At 63.4% G+C, this 23,325-nt stretch carries 16 protein-coding genes; 11 read left to right on the top strand and 5 right to left on the bottom strand.

All coding sequences use genetic code 11. The annotated features are described in order from the left end of the window. Positions 1-19 precede the first annotated feature (19 nt). On the bottom strand, positions 20-541 hold the full coding sequence (locus ACT6QG_RS10835; protein WP_444977581.1) for a DedA family protein: 522 nt from the start codon (positions 539-541) through the stop codon (positions 20-22). A gap of 458 nt (positions 542-999) precedes the next feature. Here ACT6QG_RS10835 and ACT6QG_RS10830 point away from each other — a divergent pair, with 458 nt between their 5' ends. After that, positions 1,000-2,547: a DEAD/DEAH box helicase gene (locus ACT6QG_RS10830; protein WP_444977580.1), complete on the top strand. Its 1,548-nt coding sequence runs from the start codon at positions 1,000-1,002 to the stop codon at positions 2,545-2,547. Between the two features lie 122 nt (positions 2,548-2,669). Continuing rightward, entirely contained in the window at positions 2,670-2,942 is a 273-nt protein-coding gene (gene infA, locus ACT6QG_RS10825) for a translation initiation factor IF-1 (protein WP_444977579.1), read from the top strand. Between the two features lie 392 nt (positions 2,943-3,334). Here the strand turns inward: infA and ACT6QG_RS10820 are convergent, their stop codons facing one another. Then, positions 3,335-4,162, bottom strand: coding sequence for an alpha/beta fold hydrolase (locus tag ACT6QG_RS10820; protein WP_444977578.1), 828 nt, complete (start codon positions 4,160-4,162; stop codon positions 3,335-3,337). Between the two features lie 195 nt (positions 4,163-4,357). Between ACT6QG_RS10820 and ACT6QG_RS10815 the strand changes: the two genes are divergently transcribed. Then, the gene (locus tag ACT6QG_RS10815) at positions 4,358-5,641 is read left to right on the top strand and encodes a hypothetical protein (RefSeq protein WP_444977577.1); all 1,284 of its coding nucleotides are present in this window, start codon (positions 4,358-4,360) and stop codon (positions 5,639-5,641) included. Between the two features lie 87 nt (positions 5,642-5,728). Here the strand turns inward: ACT6QG_RS10815 and ACT6QG_RS10810 are convergent, their stop codons facing one another. After that, positions 5,729-6,136, bottom strand: a complete 408-nt coding sequence (locus tag ACT6QG_RS10810) for a YidB family protein (RefSeq protein ID WP_444977576.1) — start codon at positions 6,134-6,136, stop codon at positions 5,729-5,731. A 230-nt stretch (positions 6,137-6,366) separates the two neighbouring features. Here ACT6QG_RS10810 and ccmI point away from each other — a divergent pair, with 230 nt between their 5' ends. The 8 genes from ccmI to ACT6QG_RS10770 all read left to right on the top strand — a co-directional run bounded on the left by ccmI (position 6,367) and on the right by ACT6QG_RS10770 (position 17,715). Further along, positions 6,367-7,512: a c-type cytochrome biogenesis protein CcmI gene (ccmI, locus tag ACT6QG_RS10805; RefSeq protein ID WP_444977575.1), complete on the top strand. Its 1,146-nt coding sequence runs from the start codon at positions 6,367-6,369 to the stop codon at positions 7,510-7,512. A gap of 2 nt (positions 7,513-7,514) precedes the next feature. Continuing rightward, positions 7,515-7,988 carry a cytochrome c maturation protein CcmE gene (gene ccmE, locus ACT6QG_RS10800; RefSeq protein ID WP_444977574.1) on the top strand — a complete coding sequence of 158 codons (474 nt, stop codon included), beginning with the start codon at positions 7,515-7,517 and terminating at the stop codon, positions 7,986-7,988. A 4-nt stretch (positions 7,989-7,992) separates the two neighbouring features. Further along, positions 7,993-9,978, top strand: coding sequence for a heme lyase CcmF/NrfE family subunit (locus ACT6QG_RS10795; protein ID WP_444977573.1), 1,986 nt, complete (start codon positions 7,993-7,995; stop codon positions 9,976-9,978). 9 nt (positions 9,979-9,987) lie between these two features. Further along, entirely contained in the window at positions 9,988-10,461 is a 474-nt protein-coding gene (locus ACT6QG_RS10790; protein ID WP_444977572.1) for a cytochrome c-type biogenesis protein, read from the top strand. A 216-nt stretch (positions 10,462-10,677) separates the two neighbouring features. Continuing rightward, on the top strand, positions 10,678-12,219 hold the full coding sequence (locus tag ACT6QG_RS10785) for a Do family serine endopeptidase (RefSeq protein WP_444977792.1): 1,542 nt from the start codon (positions 10,678-10,680) through the stop codon (positions 12,217-12,219). Between the two features lie 200 nt (positions 12,220-12,419). Then, positions 12,420-13,136 carry a response regulator transcription factor gene (locus ACT6QG_RS10780; protein ID WP_444977571.1) on the top strand — a complete coding sequence of 239 codons (717 nt, stop codon included), beginning with the start codon at positions 12,420-12,422 and terminating at the stop codon, positions 13,134-13,136. A 47-nt stretch (positions 13,137-13,183) separates the two neighbouring features. Next, positions 13,184-14,590 carry an ATP-binding protein gene (locus ACT6QG_RS10775; RefSeq protein WP_444977791.1) on the top strand — a complete coding sequence of 469 codons (1,407 nt, stop codon included), beginning with the start codon at positions 13,184-13,186 and terminating at the stop codon, positions 14,588-14,590. Positions 14,591-14,757: 167 nt separating this feature from the next. Next, on the top strand, positions 14,758-17,715 hold the full coding sequence (locus ACT6QG_RS10770; RefSeq protein WP_444977570.1) for a bifunctional [glutamine synthetase] adenylyltransferase/[glutamine synthetase]-adenylyl-L-tyrosine phosphorylase: 2,958 nt from the start codon (positions 14,758-14,760) through the stop codon (positions 17,713-17,715). 166 nt (positions 17,716-17,881) lie between these two features. Here ACT6QG_RS10770 and ACT6QG_RS10765 read toward each other — a convergent pair whose 3' ends face one another. Both ACT6QG_RS10765 and pepN read right to left on the bottom strand, forming a co-directional pair. Next, complete coding sequence (locus ACT6QG_RS10765; RefSeq protein WP_444977569.1) at positions 17,882-20,188, bottom strand: sensor histidine kinase; 2,307 nt, start codon at positions 20,186-20,188, stop codon at positions 17,882-17,884. Between the two features lie 383 nt (positions 20,189-20,571). Beyond that, positions 20,572-23,208, bottom strand: a complete 2,637-nt coding sequence (gene pepN, locus ACT6QG_RS10760; protein WP_444977568.1) for an aminopeptidase N — start codon at positions 23,206-23,208, stop codon at positions 20,572-20,574. Positions 23,209-23,325: the final 117 nt, after the last annotated feature.

Genomic DNA, 23,325 nt, shown 5'->3' with positions numbered 1-23,325 from the left:
TCTGTGGATTGGGCCGGGGCTATTGCAGCATCTTCAGCGCCAGTGCGCCGGGCGCCAGCATCACGAAGGCCCAGACCGCCGCGCTGGATATGTTCGCAATCTGGAAATGGATGTGCCGCATGTCCAGAATACCGGCGATGAGGGGAACAATCGCCCGAATGGGTCCGAAGAACCGGCCAATGGCCACGGCCCAGATCCCGAACCGTGCAAACAGTCCCTCGGCGCGGGCGACAAGCTCCGGGCTCTTGTTCAGCGGCCACAGGGTCTTGGCCCGCTCCTTGTAGTGCAGCCCGAGCCAGTAGGAGACGGCATCGCCCAGCACCGCGCCAATGGTGGCCGCCAGCCAGACGGAAAACAGGCCGAGGCCGCTGGCCTCCACCAGCGCGCCGATGGCCAGCAGCAGAACCGTGGCCGGAATGAACAGGGAAATCACCGCCAGGGATTCGCCAAAGGCGAGAGCAAAGACAATCGCCGGCGCGAAGGTCTGATTTTCTCTTACGAAAGTGGTGACAGTGTCCACCACAACCTGAAGGTCAAACATATGATCTCCGCTGCTTCCGGCGTGCATGAGGCTCCGGGCAGGAAACGGGCTTACGTTGCGTCGTGTGCAGGATCACTGCGGCAAAAAAACGGGAGATTGCCGGAATGCCTTGAAATTGTCGCCATGATGGGCCATATGCCGGTCTGTAGCGCTCTGCTTGGTACAGGCTTCAGGAATTACAGGGAAGCCGGATTTGAGATTTTGAGCGCTCTCGGGCCGCGTAGTGGGGCCTGCCGGATGTTTCTTCACACTTCATGAAAACATCGCAGGCGGCTTTGCCCGATATTCTTCCAATGGACACCCCAGGCCGCGCGGGATGTCAATGATCCCGCAGACTGCATCAGCAGACGGGCATCCTGCATATCCTGCCTGGCGCGTTGCCTTCATGGCCGTGTCGCTGTGCGACTGATTTATGCTGCGCCCTGAGCTTGTCGCTGATCTGCCATGAAAGACTGAGCTTGACTTCTTTTTCTACTCTCGGCCTTGCCGAGCCTGTTCTGCGCGCCCTCAATGACGCTGGTTACACGACACCTACGCCCATTCAGGCGCAGGCCATTCCTCAAGTTCTTGCTGGCCGTGACCTGATCGGCATCGCCCAGACCGGCACCGGCAAGACGGCAGCTTTTGCCCTCCCCATCATGGATTATCTGGTGCGCAACCCGCGCCGGCTCGAGTCCAAGAGCGTGCGTGTGCTCGTTCTTTCCCCCACGCGGGAACTCTCGGGCCAGATCCAGGACAATTTTGAAACCTTTGGCCGCCATACGCAGCTTTCTGTCGCTCTGGCCATTGGTGGCGTGCCCATGGGCCGCCAGGTGCGCACCCTGCATCGCGGCGTCGATGTTCTGGTCGCCACCCCCGGCCGCCTTCTCGACCTTGCGGATAATCATGCTGTGCGTCTGGATCAGGTGGAGGTGATCGTCCTCGACGAGGCCGATCAGATGCTGGACATGGGCTTTGTCCATGCCATCAAGGCCATTCTGCGCCGTCTGCCGCGCAAGCGCCATTCGCTGTTCTTCTCGGCCACCATGCCGACCGCCATTGCCGAGCTGGCCAACTCCATGCTGCACAATCCTGCGCAGGTGGCGGTGACCCCGGTTTCCCGCACCGCCGACAAGGTGGAGCAGCGCGTGGTGCTGGTGGACAAGCCGAACAAGGGCAATCTGCTGGCCGAAGTGCTCTCGCAGGAGCCGGTTGACCGCGCCCTCGTCTTCACCCGCACCAAGCATGGGGCGGACAAGGTGGTGCGCACGCTGGCGCGTGTGGGCATCGCGGCCGAGGCCATTCATGGCAACAAGTCCCAGAACCAGCGTGATCGCGTTCTGGCGGCCTTCCGTGAAGGGCAGGTGCGGGTGCTGGTGGCAACCGACATTGCCGCACGCGGCATCGATGTCAGCGGCGTCAGCCATGTCGTCAATTATGATCTGCCGAATGTGCCCGAAAGCTATGTGCACCGTATTGGCCGCACCGCGCGCGCCGGGCGTGAAGGCATCGCCATCTCCTTCTGCGATCATGAGGAGCGGCCCTATCTGCGCTCCATCGAGCGTCTGATCCGTATCCAGATCCCTTCCAGCGATCGCCGTGGCGCGCAGGCCAGCTTCAATGTGCCTGCCGGCAAGCCGATCGTGCAGGATGAGTGGAGCGAGGATGCGCCGCGTGCCCGCAATGGCCGCCGCCCGGCTGCGCCCGGCCAGCGCCAGCGTCCGCGTGGAGAGCGTCCGGCTGAAGCCGGTTCCGGTGAGGCCGTGCGCCGTGAAGGGCGTCGCCCGCAGCGCAATGGCGCTCCCGCTGGTGCGCAGCAGGACAAGCGCAATGAGCCGCGTGCAGCCGAGGGCCGCCCGGATCATCGCAAGCCGGCCGCCCGTGCCGATGGTCGCACCGAAGGCCGCGCCGAGCACCGCAACACGCGCACGCCGCGTGGGCCGCGCCCCTCTGGCGAAATGGCGGGCATCGGCTTCATGAAGGCCAGCCCCCGTCGCGGCGGCAGCGCCAAGAGCACCAGCAACTGAGCTGAATATCATGAGCGGGGACAGCTTTGATGCTGTTCCCGCAAGAGTCCTATGGGCTGAAGCGCATTTTCGTGAGATAAGCCCGCCAGCATCGCCCCAGCGGGGCCCAGTGGAGAGACTATATGGCGAAAGAAGAGATGTTGGAGTTCGAGGGCACTGTGACTGAAGTGCTCCCCGACGGCAATTTCCGCGTGCGTCTGGATAACGACCATCAGATCCTGGCCTATGCGGCCGGCAAGATGAAGAAGAACCGCATCCGCACCATTGAGGGTGACCGCGTGGTGGTGGAAATGTCGCCTTACGATCTGGATCGTGGCCGCATCAATTTCCGTCACAAGGCCGAGGGCTCCGCCCCGCCTCCCGGCGCCCGCCGCCAGAATTTCCGCCGTCGTTGAGATGGTGTTTCGCCCGGTGCGGCGCTGCAATTGTGCAGGCCGCCGGGGTGTGATTCATGTGGCGTGAAGGCTTCGGGTCTTCCGCCACATCTTTTTTGGGTGGTCAGCACCATCCTGACAAGTCGGCTTCCTTTTGGCGAAAGCTGATCTTGCGCTGATGATTTGCATTCCGTTGCGGTAACGCCTTGAAAAAGCCGGAATGCCTTCCTATCTCATACTCAACCCCAAGCCGATGAGCATCTGTCGAGATCTCCAGATGCACGCGGAAGACGGACGGATGTACTCCGATTCCGCACCGGCGAGGTGTTCGTTCCGCCTTGGCAGCTTTGCCTCTCTGGCGGAGCGGGCAAGGGGAAAAAGCCCGGACAATGCTGGTCCGGGCTTTTTGTTTTTCAGGGCAGGCCGGACATGAAGTCGAGAAGCGCGGCATTGAAGGCTCCGGGCGCTTCCAGAAAGGGCGCGTGCCCTATGCCCTCAAACATGTGCAGGCGGGCACCGGGAATGTTCGCCGCAATATGATGCGCCATGGCGGGTGCAACCACGATATCCCTGTCACCCTGCATCACCATCACCGGCAGGTCGAGCGCTGCGAGCATCTCATCATAATCTGCCGGTCGGCCGAAAAGCCGGGCGCGGACATATGGAGGCACCACCATATTGGCCGCCAGAAGCTGCGCGAAAACATCCTCGTCGGGCATGATCTCGAAACAGTTGCGCAGAAAGGCGCGGGTGCCGGCAATGTTGATATCGAGATCCGGCGTGCACATCTGCCGCATCAGCCGGTTCGATGTTCCATAGAAATGACGCTCATTGCGGGTGACGGCGTTGACGAAAACAATGCCGCGCAGCCGGGCAGGGCCGTAAAGGCCCAGATAATCGCAGATCACTCGCCCGGCATAAGACCAGCCCACCAGAACAGGCTGTTCCAGACCGGATTGGGTGATGACGGCTTCCAGCTCATCTGCCCAGCATTGGGCGGGCTGGTAATAATCCGCTGCCGCCGGCTTGTCGGATGCACCATGGCCGCGAAAATCATAATCCACCATATGCAGATGGGCGAGTTCAGCCGCCATGGTTTGCCGCCGCCAGCACAGCCCGGCCTGTGAGAAGCCATGGATGAAGAGCAGCTCCGCCCCCTTCCGCGCACCCCAGGCACGGGCCTGAATGTGCAGGCCATCCGGCGTCGTCACATCAATCATGCGGGGTTCGGAAGAACTCATGCGGGGCATTCCTCGGATTTTTTCATTTGGTCATGAAAACGAGCATTTCATGGGATCATAGCAGTCATGCAAGGCATCATGGATCGTGTGGGCCAGAAGTCCATATTGTCAGGTTTCCGTTAGGAAACCCGGACTAAGAGAATGCAGATGCAGGCAACAGGCATGCCAGTGGCAGATGCAGGGCGGACAGAGAGAATGTTGAAACGGGTCTTGAACAGGCTGGGCGCCTTTGTGCTGGTGGGCTGCATGGTTGTGCCGGCGGCGGCGGCAGAGCAGCAATATATGGCTGTCGGCTTGCCGTTCTTCCCGCCCTACCGGGTTGCCATTGTCAAGCTGGAGATGCATGACGCATCCGTAAAGGGGGCGCTGAGCCCGCCAGTGGGAGATCCGCGCCCGTCCTTGCCCCTGAGCGGCACGGTGAACAAGGGCCTGATGGAACTCTCCATCACCAAGGGCAATGAGGTCTACAAGGTCCAGCTTCGGCAGGAGGACCGCGGGGAGCAGAAGCTCTGGGTCGAGACCGGAATTGTGCCGGGGCTTGAGGATGTGCAGCTTTTCAGGCCCGATGGCGGCTTCTCACACCCGGCTTTGGCGCTCCAGCGCAAGAATGAGGCGTGGTGCGGCCTTGTCCATGGCGGCCTCGCCGTCACCCTGCGCGCGAGCGATCTGCGGAACATGGCGCATGCGCCCGGCGATCTGGCCTCTCTGAATGTGGTGATCGTGGGTGCGGACAATATGGTCAAGACCGTGAAGCTGGAGAATGTCTGGACGCGCATGCGGATGGCGGCGAAGAGCGGGCATGACGTCACGTTTGACATCACCGTGCCTGTCGGCAGTGAGGCTCCTGTGGCGGAGAAGATCCGTTCTCTTCCCGCTGTTGCCGGGGTCCATCTGCCCAATCTGTGCCGGGAGATGGCTCTTGCCGTCATCCCTTCTGCAAAGGTGATGGAGAACGGCCAGCTGAATGATGACCGGTTCAGGAGCTATGTGACCGGCATTCTGGAGCGTCAGCTTGCAGGGCAGCCGCCGCAGGAGGACAAGAAGGCGCGCCTGCGCAAGTTCGTGATCTCGGATGTGAAGATTGAGCGCAAGGGTACCCAGCCGCCGCGCTTCAGTGCGACAATCACGGCCGATGCCGCCGCAACCCGTGGCGCAACCGGCTGGGATCAGTTCACCCTTCAGATCACCCCCGTGATGACCGCCGCGGATGAGGAGGGCACCATTTCCCTTCTGGTGGATGTGTTGGACCTCAGGAGCACGGGGAAGGCCAGCGCACAGATTCCGGCGGCTTCCGCATTCCATGACCAGCCGGATGAGGCCGAGGCCGAACTGGCCTATCATCTGGTGACCTGGCTGGCGGAGGCGGAGGATACGCGCTGCGCCTTCACCACCACCACGAGCTTCAGCCAGCCGGAGGAGGGATTCACCTGTGCCTCGCTGATGCTGGATGATGTGGTGCCGGCGGTTACCGGAGAGTGATCCGGCGGTTTGAACAGGGCTGAAACGAAAAAAGGGGAGGCCCGGCCATGAGTGGCGGGCCTCCCCTTTTTGTTGCGCCTTCTGTTGTCAGGCGGTCGGCAGCTCGATCTGCCCATTGGGGCTGAGCTTGTCGATCAGGCCGGGCAGGTGCTGGGAGAGCAGGTCGCCCACAGTCTCGGGCGGCAGGCCGACAGCAGTGGCGACATGGGCCAGATGCTCCTGGCCGATGACGGAGATCAGCTGCTGCGCGGTCACCTGCAGGTTCTCGCCGCTGGAGAGCCAGCTTGCGACCTGATCTGCAAGGCCGTTCTCCTGAAGATAGGTGACAAGGCCGGCAAGGCTGCCGAACTCGGTCTTGGCCAGTGCGGAATTCACCATGCCGGGCAGGGCGTCACCCAGGCTGCCGCCGAGGGCGCTGTTGAGCAGGCCGCCCAGTGCGCCCGTGCCGCCAACCTTGCCCAGAACGCCACCCACCATCTGGTCGAACAGTCCCATCGTCTCATCCTCTCAGGGCTCAGGGCAGCCACGGGCCCATTATGCCGAATCAGGAGGATCATACAGGGCCGGAAGATGTGTGAAATGCGCGTTTGGTGCATTCCAGCTCCCTTCCGCATGCCCTTGCGGAACTCAGAATGACACAAATGCAGGCCGTACCCTGCGGCGCCGCGCCGCTGGCAGCGTTTCTGCTCTTTGCTTTAGAGTCGTTAGAGAGTAACCGCTATGACATGATGTCTGCCGCTCTTTTTATCGCTTTCATTGCCATGACCGCCTTTGCGGTGCTGCTCGTGCTGTGGCCGCTCAGCCGCGCGCGCACCCTGCGCAGCGAGCAGGATGCCGACCTTGCGGTCTATCGGGACCAGCTTTCGGAAATCGAGCGCGACAGGGAAAGCGGCCGCCTGCCTGCGGCGGAGGCGGAAGCCGCGCGGGCCGAGGTGGCGCGCCGTCTGATCGCGGCCGGTAGCGAGAAGGAATTGGCGGAGGCGGGGGGCGCGCTGGTGCGCCGTCGTGTTGCCGCGGTGTTCGCGCTTCTGGTGGTGCCGGTGGTGGGCGCCGGCATTTATGGCGTTCTCGGTGCGCCAGATGTGCCGGGTGCGCCGCTGGCCCAGCGCCTGGCCTCCCCGCCGGATCGCAATGACATTGCGATCATGGTGCGCAAGGTGGAAGAGCATCTCAAGCAGAACCCGGATGACGCGCAGGGCTATGCCCTGCTGGCGCCCATCTATCTGCGCCTCCAGCGGCCGGAAGATGCCGGCAAGGCCTATGCCCAGATCATCCGCATTCTCGGCCCCAACGGAGATCGTCTCTCCGCAATGGGCGAGACGATGGTGGCGGCGAATGATGGCATCGTTTCCAATGAGGCCAGCCGGATTTTCCGTGAGGCCGTTAAGATGGACCCGCAAGAGCCGCGGGCGCTGTATTTCCTCGGCGTTGCCGCGGAGCAGGACGGTCGCCCGGCCGATGCGGTGGAGATCTGGCGGCGGCTGGAACGCGTGTCGCCCGCCGATGCTCCCTATCTGCCCCTGCTGCGCCGGGCGATGGCCCGGGCCCAGGCGGAGACAGGCTCACCCGCAACGGCATCCGCCCCTGCCGCGCCGGGGCCCACCGCTGAGGATGTCTCCAATGCCGCGCAAATGTCGGCGGGTGACAGAAGCGCCATGATTCAGGGCATGGTGTCACGGCTTGAGGACCGGCTGAACGATGAGCCGAACGACCTCGATGGCTGGCTGCGCCTTGCCCGAGCCTTCACCGTGATGGGTGAAAACGACAAGGCAAAGGGTGCGCTCGAAAAGGCGCGCACCATCTTCGCCCAGAATCCGCAGGCCCTTGCGCGCATCAATGATGCCGCACAAACCCTTGCCCCGGGAGAATAGACATGACGCGCAAAGGTCGCCGCCTTGTTCTCATCAGTGCCGGCTTGTGTGTCATCGCGCTGGCCGCGGGACTTATTCTTTCCGCGCTGAATGACACCATCGTCTTCTTCCGCACGCCCACCGAGGTGGCAGAGCGGCAGATCAGCCCGGGGGAGAGGGTGCGTCTGGGCGGTCTGGTGGAAGACGGTTCGGTCACCAAGAATGGCACCACCACCATCTTTGCCATCACGGATGGCAATGCCACGGTGAAGGTGGCCTATACCGGCATTCTGCCGGACCTGTTCCGCGAAGGGCAGGGCGTGGTGACGGAAGGCGCGCTGCAGCCGGATGGCATGTTCGTGGCCGATACGGTTCTCGCCAAGCATGATGAGAACTACATGCCGCGCGAAGTGGCGGATGCCCTGAAGGAACAGGGGTTGTGGCAGCATGTCGAGGATGGGGAAGGCCCTGTCTCCGACCGGCCTTCGGGGAGCTGAGAGCATGATTGCTGAACTTGGCCAATATGCCCTTGCTCTCGCCTTTGCCCTCGCCGTGCTGCAGGTGGTTCTTCCCGCATGGGGGGCAAAGCGCGGTGATGCGGTGCTGATGGGCACTGCCAGCCCCATTGCCATCGGCCAGTTTGCCTTTGTGTTTTTCTCTTTCGCGGCGCTGGTCCAGCTTTATGTCACCTCCGATTTCACGGTGGTGAATGTGGTGGAGAATTCGCATTCGCGGATGCCACTCATCTACAAGATCACCAGCACATGGGGGAACCATGAGGGTTCCATGCTGCTGTGGGTGTTCGTGCTGGCCCTGTTCGGGGCGCTGGTCGCGATTTTCGGCACCAATCTGCCGGACCGGCTGAAAGCCTATGTGCTGGCGGTGCAGGGGTGCATTGCCGGGGCTTTCCTCTCCTTCATCCTGTTCACCTCCAATCCCTTCCTGCGCATGGTGCCTGCGCCTGCGGAGGGGCGGGATCTGAACCCGATCCTTCAGGACCCGGGCCTCGCGATCCATCCGCCACTGCTGTATCTGGGCTATGTGGGGCTCTCCATCTCCTTCGCCTTCGCCATTGCGGCGCTGCTGGAGGGGCGGATTGATGCGGCATGGGCACGCTGGGTGCGGCCATGGACCCTTGCCGCCTGGGTGTTTCTGACCCTTGGCATCGCCATGGGCTCCTACTGGGCCTATTACGAGCTGGGCTGGGGTGGATACTGGTTCTGGGATCCGGTGGAAAATGCCTCGCTGATGCCCTGGCTCGCGGCCACCGCGCTGCTGCACTCCGCCGTGGTGATGGAGAAGCGCGACGCGCTGAAAGTGTGGACCATCTTCCTCGCCATTCTCGCGTTTTCCCTGTCGCTGCTGGGCACCTTCCTTGTGCGTTCGGGTGTGCTGACATCGGTGCACTCCTTTGCATCGGACCCGGAGCGCGGCGTCTTCATTCTGGCCATTCTGGTGTTCTTCATCGCCGGAGCTCTGGCGCTGTTCGCCTTCCGCGCCTCCGAGCTGCGGCAGGGCGGGCTGTTCGCCCCTGTCTCCCGCGAGGGGGCGCTGGTGCTGAACAATTTGTTCCTCACGGCGGCGACTGCGGCGGTTCTCATCGGCACGCTTTATCCGCTGGCGCTGGAAGCGCTGACTGGCGCCAAGATCACGGTGGGGCCGCCCTATTTCAATCTCACCTTTGGCGGGCTCATGCTGCCCCTGCTGTTTGCGATGCCATTTGGCTCTCTTCTGGCATGGAAGCGCGGTGACCTGCTGGGCGTCGCGCAGCGGCTGATCTGGGCTCTGGGGCTTGGGGTCGTGGCGGCGGTAGTCACGGCCGCGGCGACCACCGGCGGGCCGGTTCTGGCGCTCGTGGGCATTGGCCTTGCTGCATTTGTGATGATCGGCTCCCTGATCGATCTTGTGGAACGTTCCGCCGTCTCGCGCGTTGGGCTTCGGGTGGCATGGTCCCGCCTGCGTGGCTTGCCGCGTTCGGTCTATGGCACGGCGCTCGCGCATTTCGGCCTTGGCGTGACCCTGCTGGGTATCGTGTGTGCCTCCACATGGGGGCTGGAGACGATCGCCGCGGTGAAGCCGGGAGATCAGGTCACTATCGGTTCGCGCACCCTCACGCTGGAAAAGCTGGTGGACAGGGGAGGAGCGAATTTTGATGCCCGTGTCGCGGTGTTCTCCATCATGAATGATGGTGTGCCACAAGGGCGTATCGAGGCTTCGCGCCGGATGTTCGAGGCCCGTCAGATGGCAACGGCCGAGGCGGGCATCCGCACCTTCGGCTTCAGCCAGCTCTATGTGAGCGTGAGCGAGGAGCAGGAGGTGGATGGCGGGGTGGCCGTGCGGGTGTCCTACAAGCCGCTGGTCACGCTCATCTGGCTCGGGGCTGTGGTCATGTCGATCGGGGGTGTGCTGTCCCTGCTGGACCGTCGCCTGCGGGTGGGCGCGCCAAAGCCGTCGCGCAAGCGTCTGGCTGCGGTTCCGGCGGAATAGGAGGTGCTGATGCATCGCGGCATGAAGCATCTGTATGGTCTGCTGGCGGCGGGACTGCTCAGCCTTTCGCTCGCCATCCCCGCGCATGCGGTGAAGCCGGATGAGGTGCTGGCGGACCCGGCGCTGGAACAGCGGGCGCGCGAGCTTTCACTGGAGCTGCGCTGTCTTGTTTGCCAGAACCAGTCCATCGACGATTCCGACGCGCCTCTCGCCCGCGATCTGCGCCTGCTGGTGCGCGAGCGGCTGAAGGCCGGTGACAGCAATTCCGATGTGCTGAATTACATGGTGGAGCGTTATGGCGAGTTCGTGCTGCTGCGTCCGCGCTTCACCGCCCGCAATGCCCTGCTGTGGGCCACGCCGTTTCTGGTGCTGGCGCTTGGCGGGCTGGGCATGATCGTGCTGGCCCGCCGGCGTCAGGCCGCCGCTGTTCCGCCCCTGACGAAGGAAGAGGAAGAGCGCCTTCACAAGCTTCTGGATGGATAGGCATCACGCCGGGGCAGTTCTGTTCAGGAGCCGCCCTGGCATCCCGCGGCCCTGACCTTCCTTTCGGTCGCATGCGCCCTGTGCATCCGGCCAGTACATTACCGAACTGTCATGTGCTGGCCAGCGAACTGTAAGATTCGGTTCGATAAGTTCTCTCTCGAACCTGCCGGAACGCCGTGTGAACACGCCCCGGCCAATGAGAGAGACGTGACCTCAATGACCCGCTCCGACAAGACCTCTTTCATGACGAAGCGCCGCTCTGCTCTTCTGGCCGGCGTTGTCGGCTTTGCGCTTGCGGGTGTGATGGCCGGTGCCCTTACCCCGGTTACCACCACTGCGGCCTTTGCGCAGATCACCACCAATGAGCCTGCCAATACCTTCTCCTTTGCCGATATCGTCGAAAAGGTCTCCCCGGCCGTTGTTTCGGTGAAGGTGAAGAAGGATGTGGATGCAGAAGGCCCGGGCGGCATGGGGCCGATGGGCGGCAATGTGCCTCCGCAGATCGAGGAGTTCCTGAAGCGCTTCGGCTTTGGCGAAGGCCCCGGCCCGATGGGGCCGCGCGGTCCGCGTGGCCCGCGTGGGGGCGAGCGTCCTGTCGTGGGGCAGGGCTCCGGCTTCTTCATCTCTGCTGATGGCTATGTCGTCACCAACAACCATGTGGTGGATGGCGCCGACGAGGTTGAGGTGACCGCCACCGACGGCAAGGAATATACCGCGCGGGTGATCGGCACCGATCCGCGTACGGATGTCGCCCTGCTCAAGATCGACAATGTCTCCGATCTGCCCTGGGTGAAGCTGGCCGAGAGCGCCCCGCGTGTGGGGGACTGGGTTATCGCGGTTGGCAACCCCTTCGGTCTGGGTGGCACGGTTACGGCGGGTATCGTTTCGGCCCGTGGCCGCGATATCGGCTCCGGCCCCTATGACGACTTCCTGCAGATTGACGCGCCGATCAACCGGGGCAATTCGGGTGGTCCGACCTTCAGCCTGAATGGTGAGGTGATTGGTGTGAACACCGCCATTGTCTCGCCCTCCGGCGGCAATGTGGGCATCGCTTTCGCCATCCCCTCCGAGACTGTCGCGACTGTGGTTCAGCAGTTGCGGGACAGTGGAAAGGTTTCGCGCGGCTATATCGGCGTGCAGATCCAGCCGCTGACGGAGGAGCTGGCGTCCGGGCTTGGCATCAAGCAGACCGAGGGTGCGCTTGTTTCGCAGGTGCAGCCGGGTGCGCCGGGTGAGAAGGCCGGCGTGAAGGCCAGCGATGTCATCGTGAAGGTGAATGGCGAGGCCATCAAGGATGCCCGCGAGCTTTCCCGCAAGATCGGCATGCTCAAGCCCGGCACCAAGGTTGATCTGGAGCTGATCCGTGACGGCAAGACCATGACCGTGCCGCTCACCCTGGACCAGCTTCCCGGTGATATCGACGCCAAGCCCGGCGAGGGTGCGGACAGCTCTGCCGATGTGAAGGGCCTGCCGCGTCTGGGGCTCCAGCTCGCCCCTGCCGGAAGCGTCGATGGCGCCGGCGCCGAGGGTGTGGTGGTCACGGGTGTGGACCCGCGCGGCCTTGCTGCCGCACAGGGGCTGCGCACCGGCGATGTCATCCTGAAGGTGGGCGACAAGACCATTTCCGCACCCAAGGATGTGCGTGAGGGGCTTGAGGCCGCCAAGGCCGCCAACCGCAAGGCCGTGCTGCTGCAGGTGAAGAACCGCCAGGGTGTGCGCTTCGTTGCCATCAGCCTGGAAGATGCCGGCAAGAAGTGATCCGCATTGCCCGCGCCTGTCATCTGAGGCTGGCGCGGGCTTCATCACGGTGTCAGCGCGGTCATGTCGCCCCCCGAACCGGACCGCCTTGACCCCGATGGCGCGGGCAGCCCTGCTCTGGCTTCCCGCGCCGCCCTTTTTGGTTTCCACACAGGCTTCGGCCTGCATGGACCCTTGATGTGAAGCTGGGATAGAGTGACATGAATTCGAATCTCGATCCGGGCTCCCTCAACACCATGCGCATCCTCCTCGTCGAGGACGACCGCGACGCTGCTGAATATCTGCGCAAGGCTTTCCGTGAAGCCGGCCATGTGGTGGACCACGCGGCCGATGGCGAGGAGGGCCTGACCCTGGCGCTGGATGGCAAGTATGACGTGCTGGTCGTCGACCGCATGCTGCCCCTGCGCGATGGCCTCTCCCTTGTGGCCGAACTGCGCGGGCGCGGCTATGCCACGCCGGTTCTCATCCTCTCCGCACTGGGGCAGGTGGATGACCGGGTGCAGGGGTTGCGCGCGGGTGGAGATGATTATCTGCCCAAGCCCTATGCCTTTACCGAGCTGCTGGCGCGCGTCGAGGCTCTTGCCCGGCGGGGTGGCCCGCAGGCGGCGGATTCCGTCTACAAGGTGGGTGAACTGGAGCTGGACCGGCTGGCCCATCGGGTGAGCCGCGGGGGCAAGGACATCATCCTGCAACCGCGTGAGTTCCGCCTGCTGGAATTCCTCATGCGCCATGCCGGGCAGGTGGTGACACGCACCATGCTTCTGGAAAATGTCTGGGATTATCATTTCGACCCGCAGACCAATGTGATCGACGTGCATGTCTCGCGCCTGCGTTCCAAGGTGGACAAGGGCTTTGATGAGCCGCTGATCCACACCGTGCGCGGAGCAGGCTACATGGTGCGGGCCGGAGCGGCCTGAACATGACAGCCCCGGCCAGCGGTTCCCTTTCCCTGCCCATGAAGGTGCTGCGCTATTTCTCGCGCCTGCTGCGCACCACGGCCTTCAAGCTGCTGGCGGCCTATCTGGTGGTGTTCGCCATCTTTGCCGTCACCGTCATCAGCTACACCGCCTGGCACACGCGGGAGCTGATCCAGAACCAGGTGGCCAGCGATCTGGAGCGCGAGGTGCGTTTCCTCTCAGATCAGTACCGGATCGGGGGAATCCAGCGGCTTGTGAATGTGATGGACCGGCGTGCCCGGCGTCCCGGCTCCTCCATCTTCATGCTCACCAATTTTCAGGGCGAGGTGCTGGCGGCCAATGTGGCTGATCTTTCCCTCGGCCTTCTGGACAAGCCCGGCACCCGCTTTGCCACCTATGAGCGGGCAGATGACGGCAGTGGCGGCACCACGGCCCGCAGCCATGTGGCCTATATTCATGTCTCCCTTCTGCCCGGTGGCTATCGGCTGCTGGTGGGGCGCGATATCGAAGAGCGCGATACCATGCGCGATATGGTGGCGCGTCCGGCGCAATGGGCGGTTCTGCTCATCGTGGTGCTGGGGCTGGCCGGCAGCATTTTCGTGACCCGTCGCGTCATGAAGCGCATCGACGCCATGACAGCGACCAGCGCCACCATCATGGCGGGAGATCTTTCCGGCCGCCTTGCCATTGATGGCACGGGCGATGAGTTCGACCGGCTCGCCCTCTCCCTCAACGCGATGCTGGAGCGTATCGAGGCGCTGATGCTGGGGCTGAAGGAGGTTTCGGACAATATCGCCCATGATCTGAAAACCCCGCTCACACGCCTGCGCAACGGGGCGGAGGAAGCCTTGCGCTCGGGGCGGACGGAAGAGGATTTCCGCAATGCTCTCATCACCACCATCGAGGAAAGCGACGGATTGATCCGCACCTTTGATGCCTTGCTGATGATCGCCCGGGCCGAGGCCGGACAGGCCCGCTCCATGATGAGCGATGTGGATCTGGCGGATATCGCCGAGAATGTGTCCGAGCTGTATGAGCCGCTGGCGGATGAGCAGGGGCTGGACCTGACTGTCGAGGCCGAGCCGATGATGGTCCATGGCGTGCGGGAGCTGCTTGCTCAGGCGCTCTCCAATCTGGTCGACAATGCCATCAAATATGGCCGGACAGCAGATGGCTCACGCGGGCATATCGCTGTCACCCTCAGGCGGGTGGGTGATGAGGCGGTGCTCAGCGTGGCGGATCGCGGCCCGGGCATAGGCGAGGCAGACAGAAGCCGGGTGACGGACCGTTTTGTCCGGCTCGAGGTCAGCCGCACGCTGCCCGGTTCCGGGCTCGGGCTGTCACTTGTCGCGGCTGTTGCGCGGCTGCATGATGGGCGTCTGGAGCTGGGAGATCATGCGCCCGGCCTGGTGGTGCGGTTGCATCTGCCTGTAAAACGTAAGGAAATGGGTTGAAGGGTGGGGCACGCTCGTCCTAATTGTGTAGAATGCAATTCCCTAAGGGGAATCACCTTCGTTCGCCACGGCAGACCTGCGAAGAGGCGCAGGGCAGTCTCCCCATCCACTTGAGCGTTGGTGTGGAGCCAGCGCTCGTGCCTTCAGGTTGATACATGCACGCGCCCATGTCGGCTCTTCCGCATACGGTCCTTCCACTCGCAGCACGCCTGCGCGAGGGGCCTGTTATCGGAAACGAGGCGGCAGCCCGGTTGCGGCTGGATCAATCCCTCGAACGGCTGGATGCGGAAGATCTCGCCCGGCTCAACGCGCTTCTGGATGAGTATCCGCTGGCGCGGCAGCTGTGTCTGGGGGTGATGGAGGGTTCGCCCTTTCTCACCGACCTGATCCGCGCCGAGCCTCAGCGCCTATTGCGCTCTCTGGCCAATGATCCGCGTACCCGGCTGGATGAGCTGATTGCCGAATGCACCGCCATCGCCACCACCAGTGCGGATGAGGCCCCGGTGATGCGTGCGCTGCGGCGCATGCGGGCAGAAGCCGCGCTGCTTCTGGCCCTTTCCGATATTGGCGGGGCGTGTGATCTGGTTGAGGTCACGGCCGGCCTCAGTGATGTGGCGGATGCCGCCGTGCGCGCGGCGCTGACCTTTCTGCTGGCCGAGGCCGCCCGTGCCGGCCGCCTGCTTCCACCCGATGCCAGCAACCCTATGGAGGGTTGCGGTCTTGGCATTATCGCCATGGGCAAGCATGGCGCGCGTGAACTGAACTATTCCAGCGATATCGACCTGATCGTCGTCTATGACCGGAATATCGCCCCCCTGCGTGAGGGGGTGGAGCCATCCCCGTTCTTCGTGAAGATCACCCAGCGTCTGGTGCGGATGCTTCAGGAGCGCACGGGTGACGGCTATGTGGTGCGGGTGGATCTGCGCCTGCGGCCGGATCCGGGCTCCACGCAGGTGGCGCTCTCCGTTGCTGCGGCACTGGCCTATTATGAGCGTGAAGGTGCCACCTGGGAGCGCGCGGCCTATATCAAGGCCCGCCCCGTGGCTGGTGATCTTGAGGTCGGGCGGGGGTTTCTGGCTGATCTGGCGCCCTTCGTCTGGCGGCGGGTTCTCGATTTCCGCGCCATTTCCGATGTCCATGCCATGAAGCGCGAGATCCATGCCTTTCGCGGGCATGATGTGCTGGCGGTGGAGGGGCATAATGTGAAGCTTGGCCGTGGCGGTATCCGCGAGGTCGAGTTCTTCGTGCAGACCCAACAGCTCATCGCCGGCGGGCGCGATACCATGTTGCGCACCCCGCGCACGCTTGAGGCGCTGAAAGCGCTTACGGAGCACCGCTGGATTGCCCCGGCCGTGCGGGACGGATTGACCGAGGCCTATCTTTTCCTCCGCCGAGTGGAACATCGCATCCAGATGATGGCGGATGCGCAAACCCATGAGTTGCCGGAAGGGCAGGAGGCCATGGAAGCCTTCGCCCACTTCATGGGCTATGAGAACCGCGACAGCTTCGCCACCGCTCTGGTGGAGCGTATGCGCCGCGTGCAGGGGCATTATGCCAAGCTGTTCGAGGATGCGCCCTCCGCCACCCCTGATGGCGGGCTCGCGTTTCCCGAGAGCGGCAATGACCGGCAGACCCTCGCGACTCTGGCGCAGATGGGTTTCAAGGATCCGGCCGCCGCCAGCAATATTGTGCGGGACTGGCTGGCGGGCAAGCATCGCGCCATCCGGGGGGAGACCGCACGCCAGCATATTGGCCGCGTCATCCCGCTTCTTCTGGAATCCCTCGCTCGTGGCGGTGACCCGGATGGAGCGCTGATTGCGGCAGACCGTTTCTTCACTGATCTGCCCGGCCCCAATCTGCTGGCGGCGCTGGATCGGCACCCGGATCTTGTGCGTCTGCTCGCCACGATCCTGACCGCGGCACCACGGCTGGGCGAGACGCTGGCCCGCCAGCCTTCGCTTACCGATGCGCTGCTGGACCCGGCCTTTTTTGATGTGCTGCCGGATGAGGAGAGCCTGAAGGCCCATCTCGACCATCTGCTGGACACGGCAGAAACCGAGGAAGAGGAATTCGACCGCGCCCGCCGCTTCCGGCAGGAACAGCATGTGCTCATTGGCGTGCGCATTGCCTCCGGCACCTTGCCGGCTGCCCGTGCGGGTGAGGCTTATGCCCGGCTTGCCGAGGTCATCATCCGGGCACTTCACCGGCGGGTCTGGACCCGGTTCATGGAGATGCACGGCACGATCGCCGGCGCTGCCACCGCCGTTGTCGCCATGGGCAAGCTGGGCGGGCGCGAGATGACCGCCGGGTCTGATCTCGACCTGATCGTGCTCTATGACTTCGATGCGGATGCGGACCCGAACTCCGATGGCCGGCGCCCGTTGATCGGCGCGCAATATTTCGCCCGGTTCACCCAGCGCCTCATCAGCGCGCTGACGGCGCTGACCAATGCCGGCAAGCTTTATGATGTCGACCTGCGCCTGCGCCCCTCCGGGCGTTCCGGCCCGCTCGCCACACGCCTGTCCTCCTTCCAGCTGTACCAGAAGGAGGAGGCTTGGACATGGGAGCATATGGCGCTGACCCGCGCCCGCGTGATTGCCGCGGACGAGCTGTTCCAGAAGCGCGTGGAAGAGGTGATCCACAAGGTCATGTCCCAGCCGCGAGATCATCGCAGCCTTGCCGGGGATATTCTGGACATGCGCCAGGCGATCGCCGACGAAAAGGGCGAAGATGACCGCTGGAACCTGAAGCATGCCGCAGGCGGCCAGGTGGATGTGGAGTTCATCGCCCAGTATCTGGTGCTGGCTTATGCCCATGAGTATCCGCAGATTGTCAGCACCGCCACGGCGCGTGTGCTGGCGCAGGCCGGAAAGCTGGGGCTTCTGCAGGCGGAAGATGCGCATGTGCTGACTAATGCATGTCGCCTCTACCAGAACCTGACAGAGGTTCTGCGCCTTGCGGTGGATGCCCACGTCATTCCGGCAGATGCCAGCCCGGCATTGCGCGCGCTTCTGGCACGGGCGGGCGAGATGCCGGATTTCCAGAGCCTGAGTGCGCATCTTCTGGAGACACAATCGCAGGTGCGTGCGATTTTTGATCGCTTTCTTGGCCGCGCCGCCCGCTGACGGGCACAGCTGCATCCCGTTCCAAATGAAACAGGGGCCTTGTGGTCAGGCCCCTTGGCGAACAGTCATGTCCTGATTGCCCGGCATGAGACCGGAGAGTCTGCGCGTGGGTCTGGCTGGCGCAAGTGAGGCAGGGCACCCCTGCCGGCCAGCTTTCGTGCCGGTATCAGGCGGCAGGCTGGGGCTGCTCCAGCGCCGGCATGATGCGGCACTGGACAGGCAAGCGCACCACCACGGCAGTGCCTTCACCAACCTCTGAACGAATGCGCATGGTGCCACCATGCAGCTCAACAAGCGATTTCGCAATGGCAAGACCCAGCCCCGAGCCCTGATGGGTCTTGGTGAACTGGCTTTCCACCTGTTCGAACGGGCGGCCGAGCCGCGCCAGCGCTTCACGGGCAATGCCGATGCCGCTGTCGACAATGGCGATCACGGCAGTATCACCCTTCACACGGGCCTTGACGGCAATATTGCCGCCCTCCGGGGTGAACTTCACGGCATTGGAAAGCAGGTTCAGGAGGATCTGCTTCAGGGCGCGCCGGTCACCCCTGATATTGATCTGCTCATCGGCATCGTCCGTCATGGCGATGCCCTTCACGTTTGCGTTCACCGCTGTCACGCGCATGGCGTCGGCGATGATGTCGTTCAGCGCCACATCCTCGACTTCAAGCTGCATGCGGCCAGCTTCGATCTTCGACATGTCGAGGATGTCATTGATGACGTCCAGCAGATACTTGCCGGAGCCCTTGATGTCCGAGCAGTATTCCGAATATTTCTGCGACCCGAGGGGGCCGAACATCCCGCTTTCCATGATTTCGGAAAAGCCGATGATGGCGTTGAGCGGCGTGCGCAGCTCGTGGGACATGTTGGCGAGAAACTCGCTCTTGGCGCGGTTGGCGCTATCGGCGCGGTCCGCCATCTCCACCAGCTGCTGCGTGTGGTAGGCCAGTTCCTGGGTCTGCTGCTTGAGGGTTTCCTCGGAGCTGCGCAGTTCGGACACCAGAGCCATCAGCCGTGCCTCGGAAGAGCGCAGGCGCTCCTCATGGCGCTTCATGGTGGTGATGTCGGTTCCCACCGACACATAGCTGCCATCCTTGGTGCGGCGCTCGGCAATCTTCAGCCAGCGCCCGTTGGAGAGCTGGGCCTCGAAGGCGCGGGTGCCTTCTTCCGGCTTGTCCTCGGGCAGGGTGGTGCGTTCCTTGGGGTGGCGGCCAAGGGCGGAGATGGTCTCAAAGGGGGTGCCGGGCTGAATGGCGTCATCCGGCAGCTCGTGCAGGCTCTGGAACTTGGAGTTGCAGAGCACCAGACGGTTATTGCTGTCCCACAGCACGAAGGATTCCGAGATGCTCTCGATAGCGTCGCGCAGGCGCATGTCGGCCGTATTGGTGCGCTCCACCATGTGCTGGGCCTCGGTCACGTCCATCGCGATGCCGATCAGATGGGGGCCATCCTCGCCCACCTGCTGGGCCACCTCGGCGCGCATGCGCAGCCAGACATAGTTGCCCTTGGTGGTGCGCATGCGGAACACACGATCCACCGCCGCACCGGGGCGCTCCGCCAGTTCCTGCGCCAGTTCGTAGAGGTCCCCGTCCTCGGGGTGCACGAGCTTGCGGATCTCGCCGAAGGAGATCAGGTCATCCTTCCGCTCAAGCCCGAGAATTTCATACATGGTGTCGGACCAGTACATGCGCCCGCGGGCCATGTCCCAATCCCACATGCCGCAGCGGCCGCGGTTGAGGGCGGTGTCGATGCGCCGGCGCACCGTGTCATAGATATGGTCTGCCTCGCGGGCGCGGCGGGCCTGCCAGTGGAAGGAAAAGCCCAGAATGAGCAGCACCGCCCCGGTGGTGGTGAACAGGGTTACCGTCAGGGTGGTGGTGTCGGACCATACGGTCAGCGCGCGCTGGAGCGGCTGGAGATAGACAAGCTGGCCAAGCGGGGCTTCCAGATTGCGGACGGTGGCGAGCATGGTCTGCCCGCCCACATTCACCTCAAGGACGCCGGCATGCTCGGCAAACACGAGCAGGGGCTGCGAGGGGTCCAGAATTTCGGAAAGCTTCTCGGGCGTGTTCTCGCCCCGCAGGGCGGCGGCAACAATGTGCCCCTGCGTATCGGTGACATAGATGCGGCGCCCCATTTCATTGGCGCGCGGGGGCAGGGCGGCCAGAAGGGCGTCGCTCACCCCTTCAAGGCTTTTGCCGACATGGTGGTTCAGGCTCTCGCTCGTGGCAAGGGCCATGAGGGAAAGCTCATCCTTCGCGTTTTCCAGAACGGTGCTGCGCTGGGTGTGCACCTGCACGAGTGCACCCACCCCAAGCACCACCAGAAAGGTGATGATGAGTGCCGGTACAATACGGCGCAGAAGTGGTTCTGCATCGAGCAGTCGCTGATACGCAGGGCGTGCAATTGAACGCGCCAGGCCACGTATGGCCGGGTCGCGCGCACTCGCGCCCGCCGCGTTGGCGCGTGCCATCGCCGGTCTCCTCAGGGTCCTTCGGAAGTGTTGGACGGCCTAAGTCCTCCACTCCCACGTCCTCGATCTGGAGGGACGTGCCGCATCTCTCCGAATCAGTGTCATTGGAATCGAATCGAGGGTGATTTGTCCAGCTTCAGGGCGTGTCAAGAGGGGGAATTTTCGGGCGATTCGCGGCAACGCCATGACAGGCGTGAAAAGCGCGTTTACCATGTTCGCGGAAGGCTGTGGATGAAGGGGAAAAGTATTGAGAAGCCTTTTGTTGGCTCACTTTTCCGTTGTGGATGACAGTCTGTTTGCCTGCTTTGCACGATATGGTTGAGGAAGAGGGTCATACACCCCGCCCGGCGGCCTCTCGGTGCGCCGGGCGGGGTTGTGTCATGTCAGGCAAGGGAGCGGATGGCGATATCCGCCACATCGGCCGAAAGGCCGCTCGTATCCGCCACCCGGCGCAGGGCGGCTTCCGCCTGATCGCGACGGGCGGGCTCAAGCTGGCGCCAGCTGCGGAACGATGAAAGCAGGCGTGAGGCAACCTGTGGGTTCGTCTTGTCGAGCTGGAGCACGATATCCGCGACAAATGCGTATCCCGCCCCATCCGGACGATTGAACTGGGTGGGGTTGCCATGGGCAAACGCGCCGATGAGCGCGCGCACCCGGTTGGGATTGTTCAGCGAGAAGGCGGGGTGCGCCATCAGCTTGCGCACCCTGTCCAGCGTATTGGCGGCAGGAATCTGCGCTTGAAGGGTCAGCCACTTGTCGATGACCAGAGGGTCATTCTGGAACTGGTCATGGAAGGAGGTGAGGGCCGTCTCGCGTTCTTCCACATCGTGCTGGCTCAGCACGCAGAGGGCGGCGAAGCGGTCGGTCATGTTGTCCGCCACCCGGAACTGGGCCAGAGCGCGGGTGATGCCCTCATGCGAGGCGGTGATGGCCAGATAGTCCAGCGCCAGATTGCGCAGGGCCCTGCGGCCCGCGGAGGCGGCATCCGGCTTGAAAGCCTCCTCGCAGGTCATGTCCTTGTAGGCGGTGCGGAACTCCTCCTCCAGCGCCTGCCCGATAGCATGTCGCAGGGCGAGACGGGCGGTATGAATCGCGTCGGGGTCCACATCCTGTCCCAGCTCGCGGGCAACCTCGCCCTCGCCGGGCAGGGCCAGCGCCTGCGCCTTGAAGGCAGGGTCCAGCCCATGATCCAGAAGAATGCGGCGCATGGCGTGAATGAGCGGCTCGGCGGAGGGCAGTTCGCCGGCGCGTGCGCCCTCCTTCAGCAGGTCAAGAGCCAGCCCCTGCAGGGCGTCGAAGCGGTTGAACGGGTCTGAATCGTGGGCCGCGAGGAAAACGCGGTCCTTCTGGCACAGATTGCTCTCGATATTTACCGGTGCGGAAAAGCCGCGGTTCAGCGAGGGCACAGGCCGGGCGGGAATGCCGGTGAAGACAAAGCTCTGCTCCGCCTGCGTGATTTCGAGAACGCCGTTCTCCAGCGGGCTATTGCCCAGAGTGAGGGGCAGATCCTTCCCATCCGGCCCCAGCAGGCCGATGGCCAGCGGAATGACCATGGGCTGCTTCACTGTCTGGCCGGGTGTGGCGGGAATGGACTGGGAGACATCCAGCCTGTAGGTGCCGGCCGCCTCGTCATAGGCGCCCTGAATCTTCAGAAGGGGCGTGCCGGCCTGCTCATACCAGAGGGCGAACTGCGAGAGATTGCGCCCCGTGGCTTCCGCGAAGGAGGTGAGGAAGTTCTCAATCGTGGCGGCTTCGCCATCATGGTTCTGGAAATAGACATCCATGCCCGCGCGGAAGCCTGCCGGCCCCAGCAGGGTTTTGAGCATCCGCACCACCTCGGCCCCCTTCTGGTAGACGGTGGCCGTATAGAAGTTGTTGATTTCACGGTAGGTTTGCGGGCGGACCGGATGGGCGAGGGGGCCGGCATCCTCGCTGAACTGGGCCGCCTTGAGCACCCGCACATCGGAAATGCGCTTGACCGGGCGCGAGCGCTCATCGGCCGAGAACTCCTGATCGCGGAAGACGGTCAGCCCCTCCTTCAGGCAGAGCTGGAACCAGTCGCGGCAGGTGATGCGGTTGCCGGTCCAGTTATGGAAATACTCATGGGCGATGACCCCTTCAATGCCGGCATAGTCAGCATCGGTCGCGGTCTGCGGGGTGGCCAGAACATATTTGTCATTGAAGACATTCAGCCCCTTGTTCTCCATCGCACCCATGTTGAAATCGGACACGGCGACGATGTTGAACACGTCCAGATCATACTCCCGGCCAAAGTTCTCCTCATCCCAGCGCATGGAGCGCTTGAGGGCATCCATGGCATATCCGGCGCGCTTTTCCTTGCCTTCCTCCACATAGATCCCAAGCTCTACCGGCTTGCCCGAGCGGGTCACGAAATGATCCGCCACCTTCGCCAGCTTTCCACCCACCAGGGCAAACAGATAGGACGGCTTGGGCCAGGGGTCATGCCACACCGCATAATGGCGGCTGGGGTCACTCTCCAGCGGGCCGCCCTTCTCCAGATTGCCGTTGGAAAGCAGAACCGGAGCCTCTTCCCGGCCGGCCTCGATACGTGTGGTGTAGACAGAAAGAACGTCCGGCCGGTCCGGGAAATAGGTGATGCGGCGAAACCCTTCCGGCTCGCACTGGGTGCAGTAGTTGCCGGAGGAGCGGTAGAGCCCCATGAGCTGGGTGTTGGCCGTGGGGTCTACCAGCGTCTCGATTTCAAGGGTGAAACTGTCCGATGGCGGGTTGGGCAGGGTGAAGACATCCGGTGTCGCCTGATAGGCGGTTCCGGCAACGGGCTGGTCATCAATTGCGACACGCACCAGCGTCAGGCCATCACCATCCAGCACCACCGGCGCACCTGCGGTGCCCTTCGGGTTGCGCCGCAGGGCGAGGCGGGAGGTCACGCGGGTCTGGGTCGGATGCAGCGAAACATCGAGATGGACCGTGTCCACCAGCCACTCCGGGGGCTGATAATCGGCAAGACGAATGCTCTGGGGTTCGGCGTCACGCAGCATGGGAAAACTCCTGGCGGGCATCATCACTGGCGCGGGAGCATGTGCGCCAGTCGAGTCCACACGACGCACACAGACTAAAGCTCTGCGCCGTGAAGGAAAAGTCGCCTTCCAAAGAAG

It is taken from the genome of Haloleucobacter ellipsoideus, from assembly GCF_052491725.1.
Note: the sequence above shows the minus strand (reverse complement) of the source record. Positions and strands in the feature narration are given on the sequence as shown.

What these genes read in the sequence shown, in the direction of transcription:
- ACT6QG_RS10835 (WP_444977581.1), bottom strand. Translation starts at nt 541, where the DNA reads ATGTTTGACCTTCAGGTTGTGGTGGACACTGTCACCACTTTCGTAAGA.
- infA (WP_444977579.1), top strand. Translation starts at nt 2,670, where the DNA reads ATGGCGAAAGAAGAGATGTTGGAGTTCGAGGGCACTGTGACTGAAGTG.
- ACT6QG_RS10820 (WP_444977578.1), bottom strand. Translation starts at nt 4,162, where the DNA reads ATGAGTTCTTCCGAACCCCGCATGATTGATGTGACGACGCCGGATGGC.
- ACT6QG_RS10815 (WP_444977577.1), top strand. Translation starts at nt 4,358, where the DNA reads ATGTTGAAACGGGTCTTGAACAGGCTGGGCGCCTTTGTGCTGGTGGGC.
- ACT6QG_RS10810 (WP_444977576.1), bottom strand. Translation starts at nt 6,136, where the DNA reads ATGGGACTGTTCGACCAGATGGTGGGTGGCGTTCTGGGCAAGGTTGGC.
- ccmI (WP_444977575.1), top strand. Translation starts at nt 6,367, where the DNA reads ATGATGTCTGCCGCTCTTTTTATCGCTTTCATTGCCATGACCGCCTTT.
- ccmE (WP_444977574.1), top strand. Translation starts at nt 7,515, where the DNA reads ATGACGCGCAAAGGTCGCCGCCTTGTTCTCATCAGTGCCGGCTTGTGT.
- ACT6QG_RS10795 (WP_444977573.1), top strand. Translation starts at nt 7,993, where the DNA reads ATGATTGCTGAACTTGGCCAATATGCCCTTGCTCTCGCCTTTGCCCTC.
- ACT6QG_RS10790 (WP_444977572.1), top strand. Translation starts at nt 9,988, where the DNA reads ATGCATCGCGGCATGAAGCATCTGTATGGTCTGCTGGCGGCGGGACTG.
- ACT6QG_RS10785 (WP_444977792.1), top strand. Translation starts at nt 10,678, where the DNA reads ATGACCCGCTCCGACAAGACCTCTTTCATGACGAAGCGCCGCTCTGCT.
- ACT6QG_RS10780 (WP_444977571.1), top strand. Translation starts at nt 12,420, where the DNA reads ATGAATTCGAATCTCGATCCGGGCTCCCTCAACACCATGCGCATCCTC.
- ACT6QG_RS10770 (WP_444977570.1), top strand. Translation starts at nt 14,758, where the DNA reads ATGTCGGCTCTTCCGCATACGGTCCTTCCACTCGCAGCACGCCTGCGC.
- ACT6QG_RS10765 (WP_444977569.1), bottom strand. Translation starts at nt 20,188, where the DNA reads ATGGCACGCGCCAACGCGGCGGGCGCGAGTGCGCGCGACCCGGCCATA.
- pepN (WP_444977568.1), bottom strand. Translation starts at nt 23,208, where the DNA reads ATGCTGCGTGACGCCGAACCCCAGAGCATTCGTCTTGCCGATTATCAG.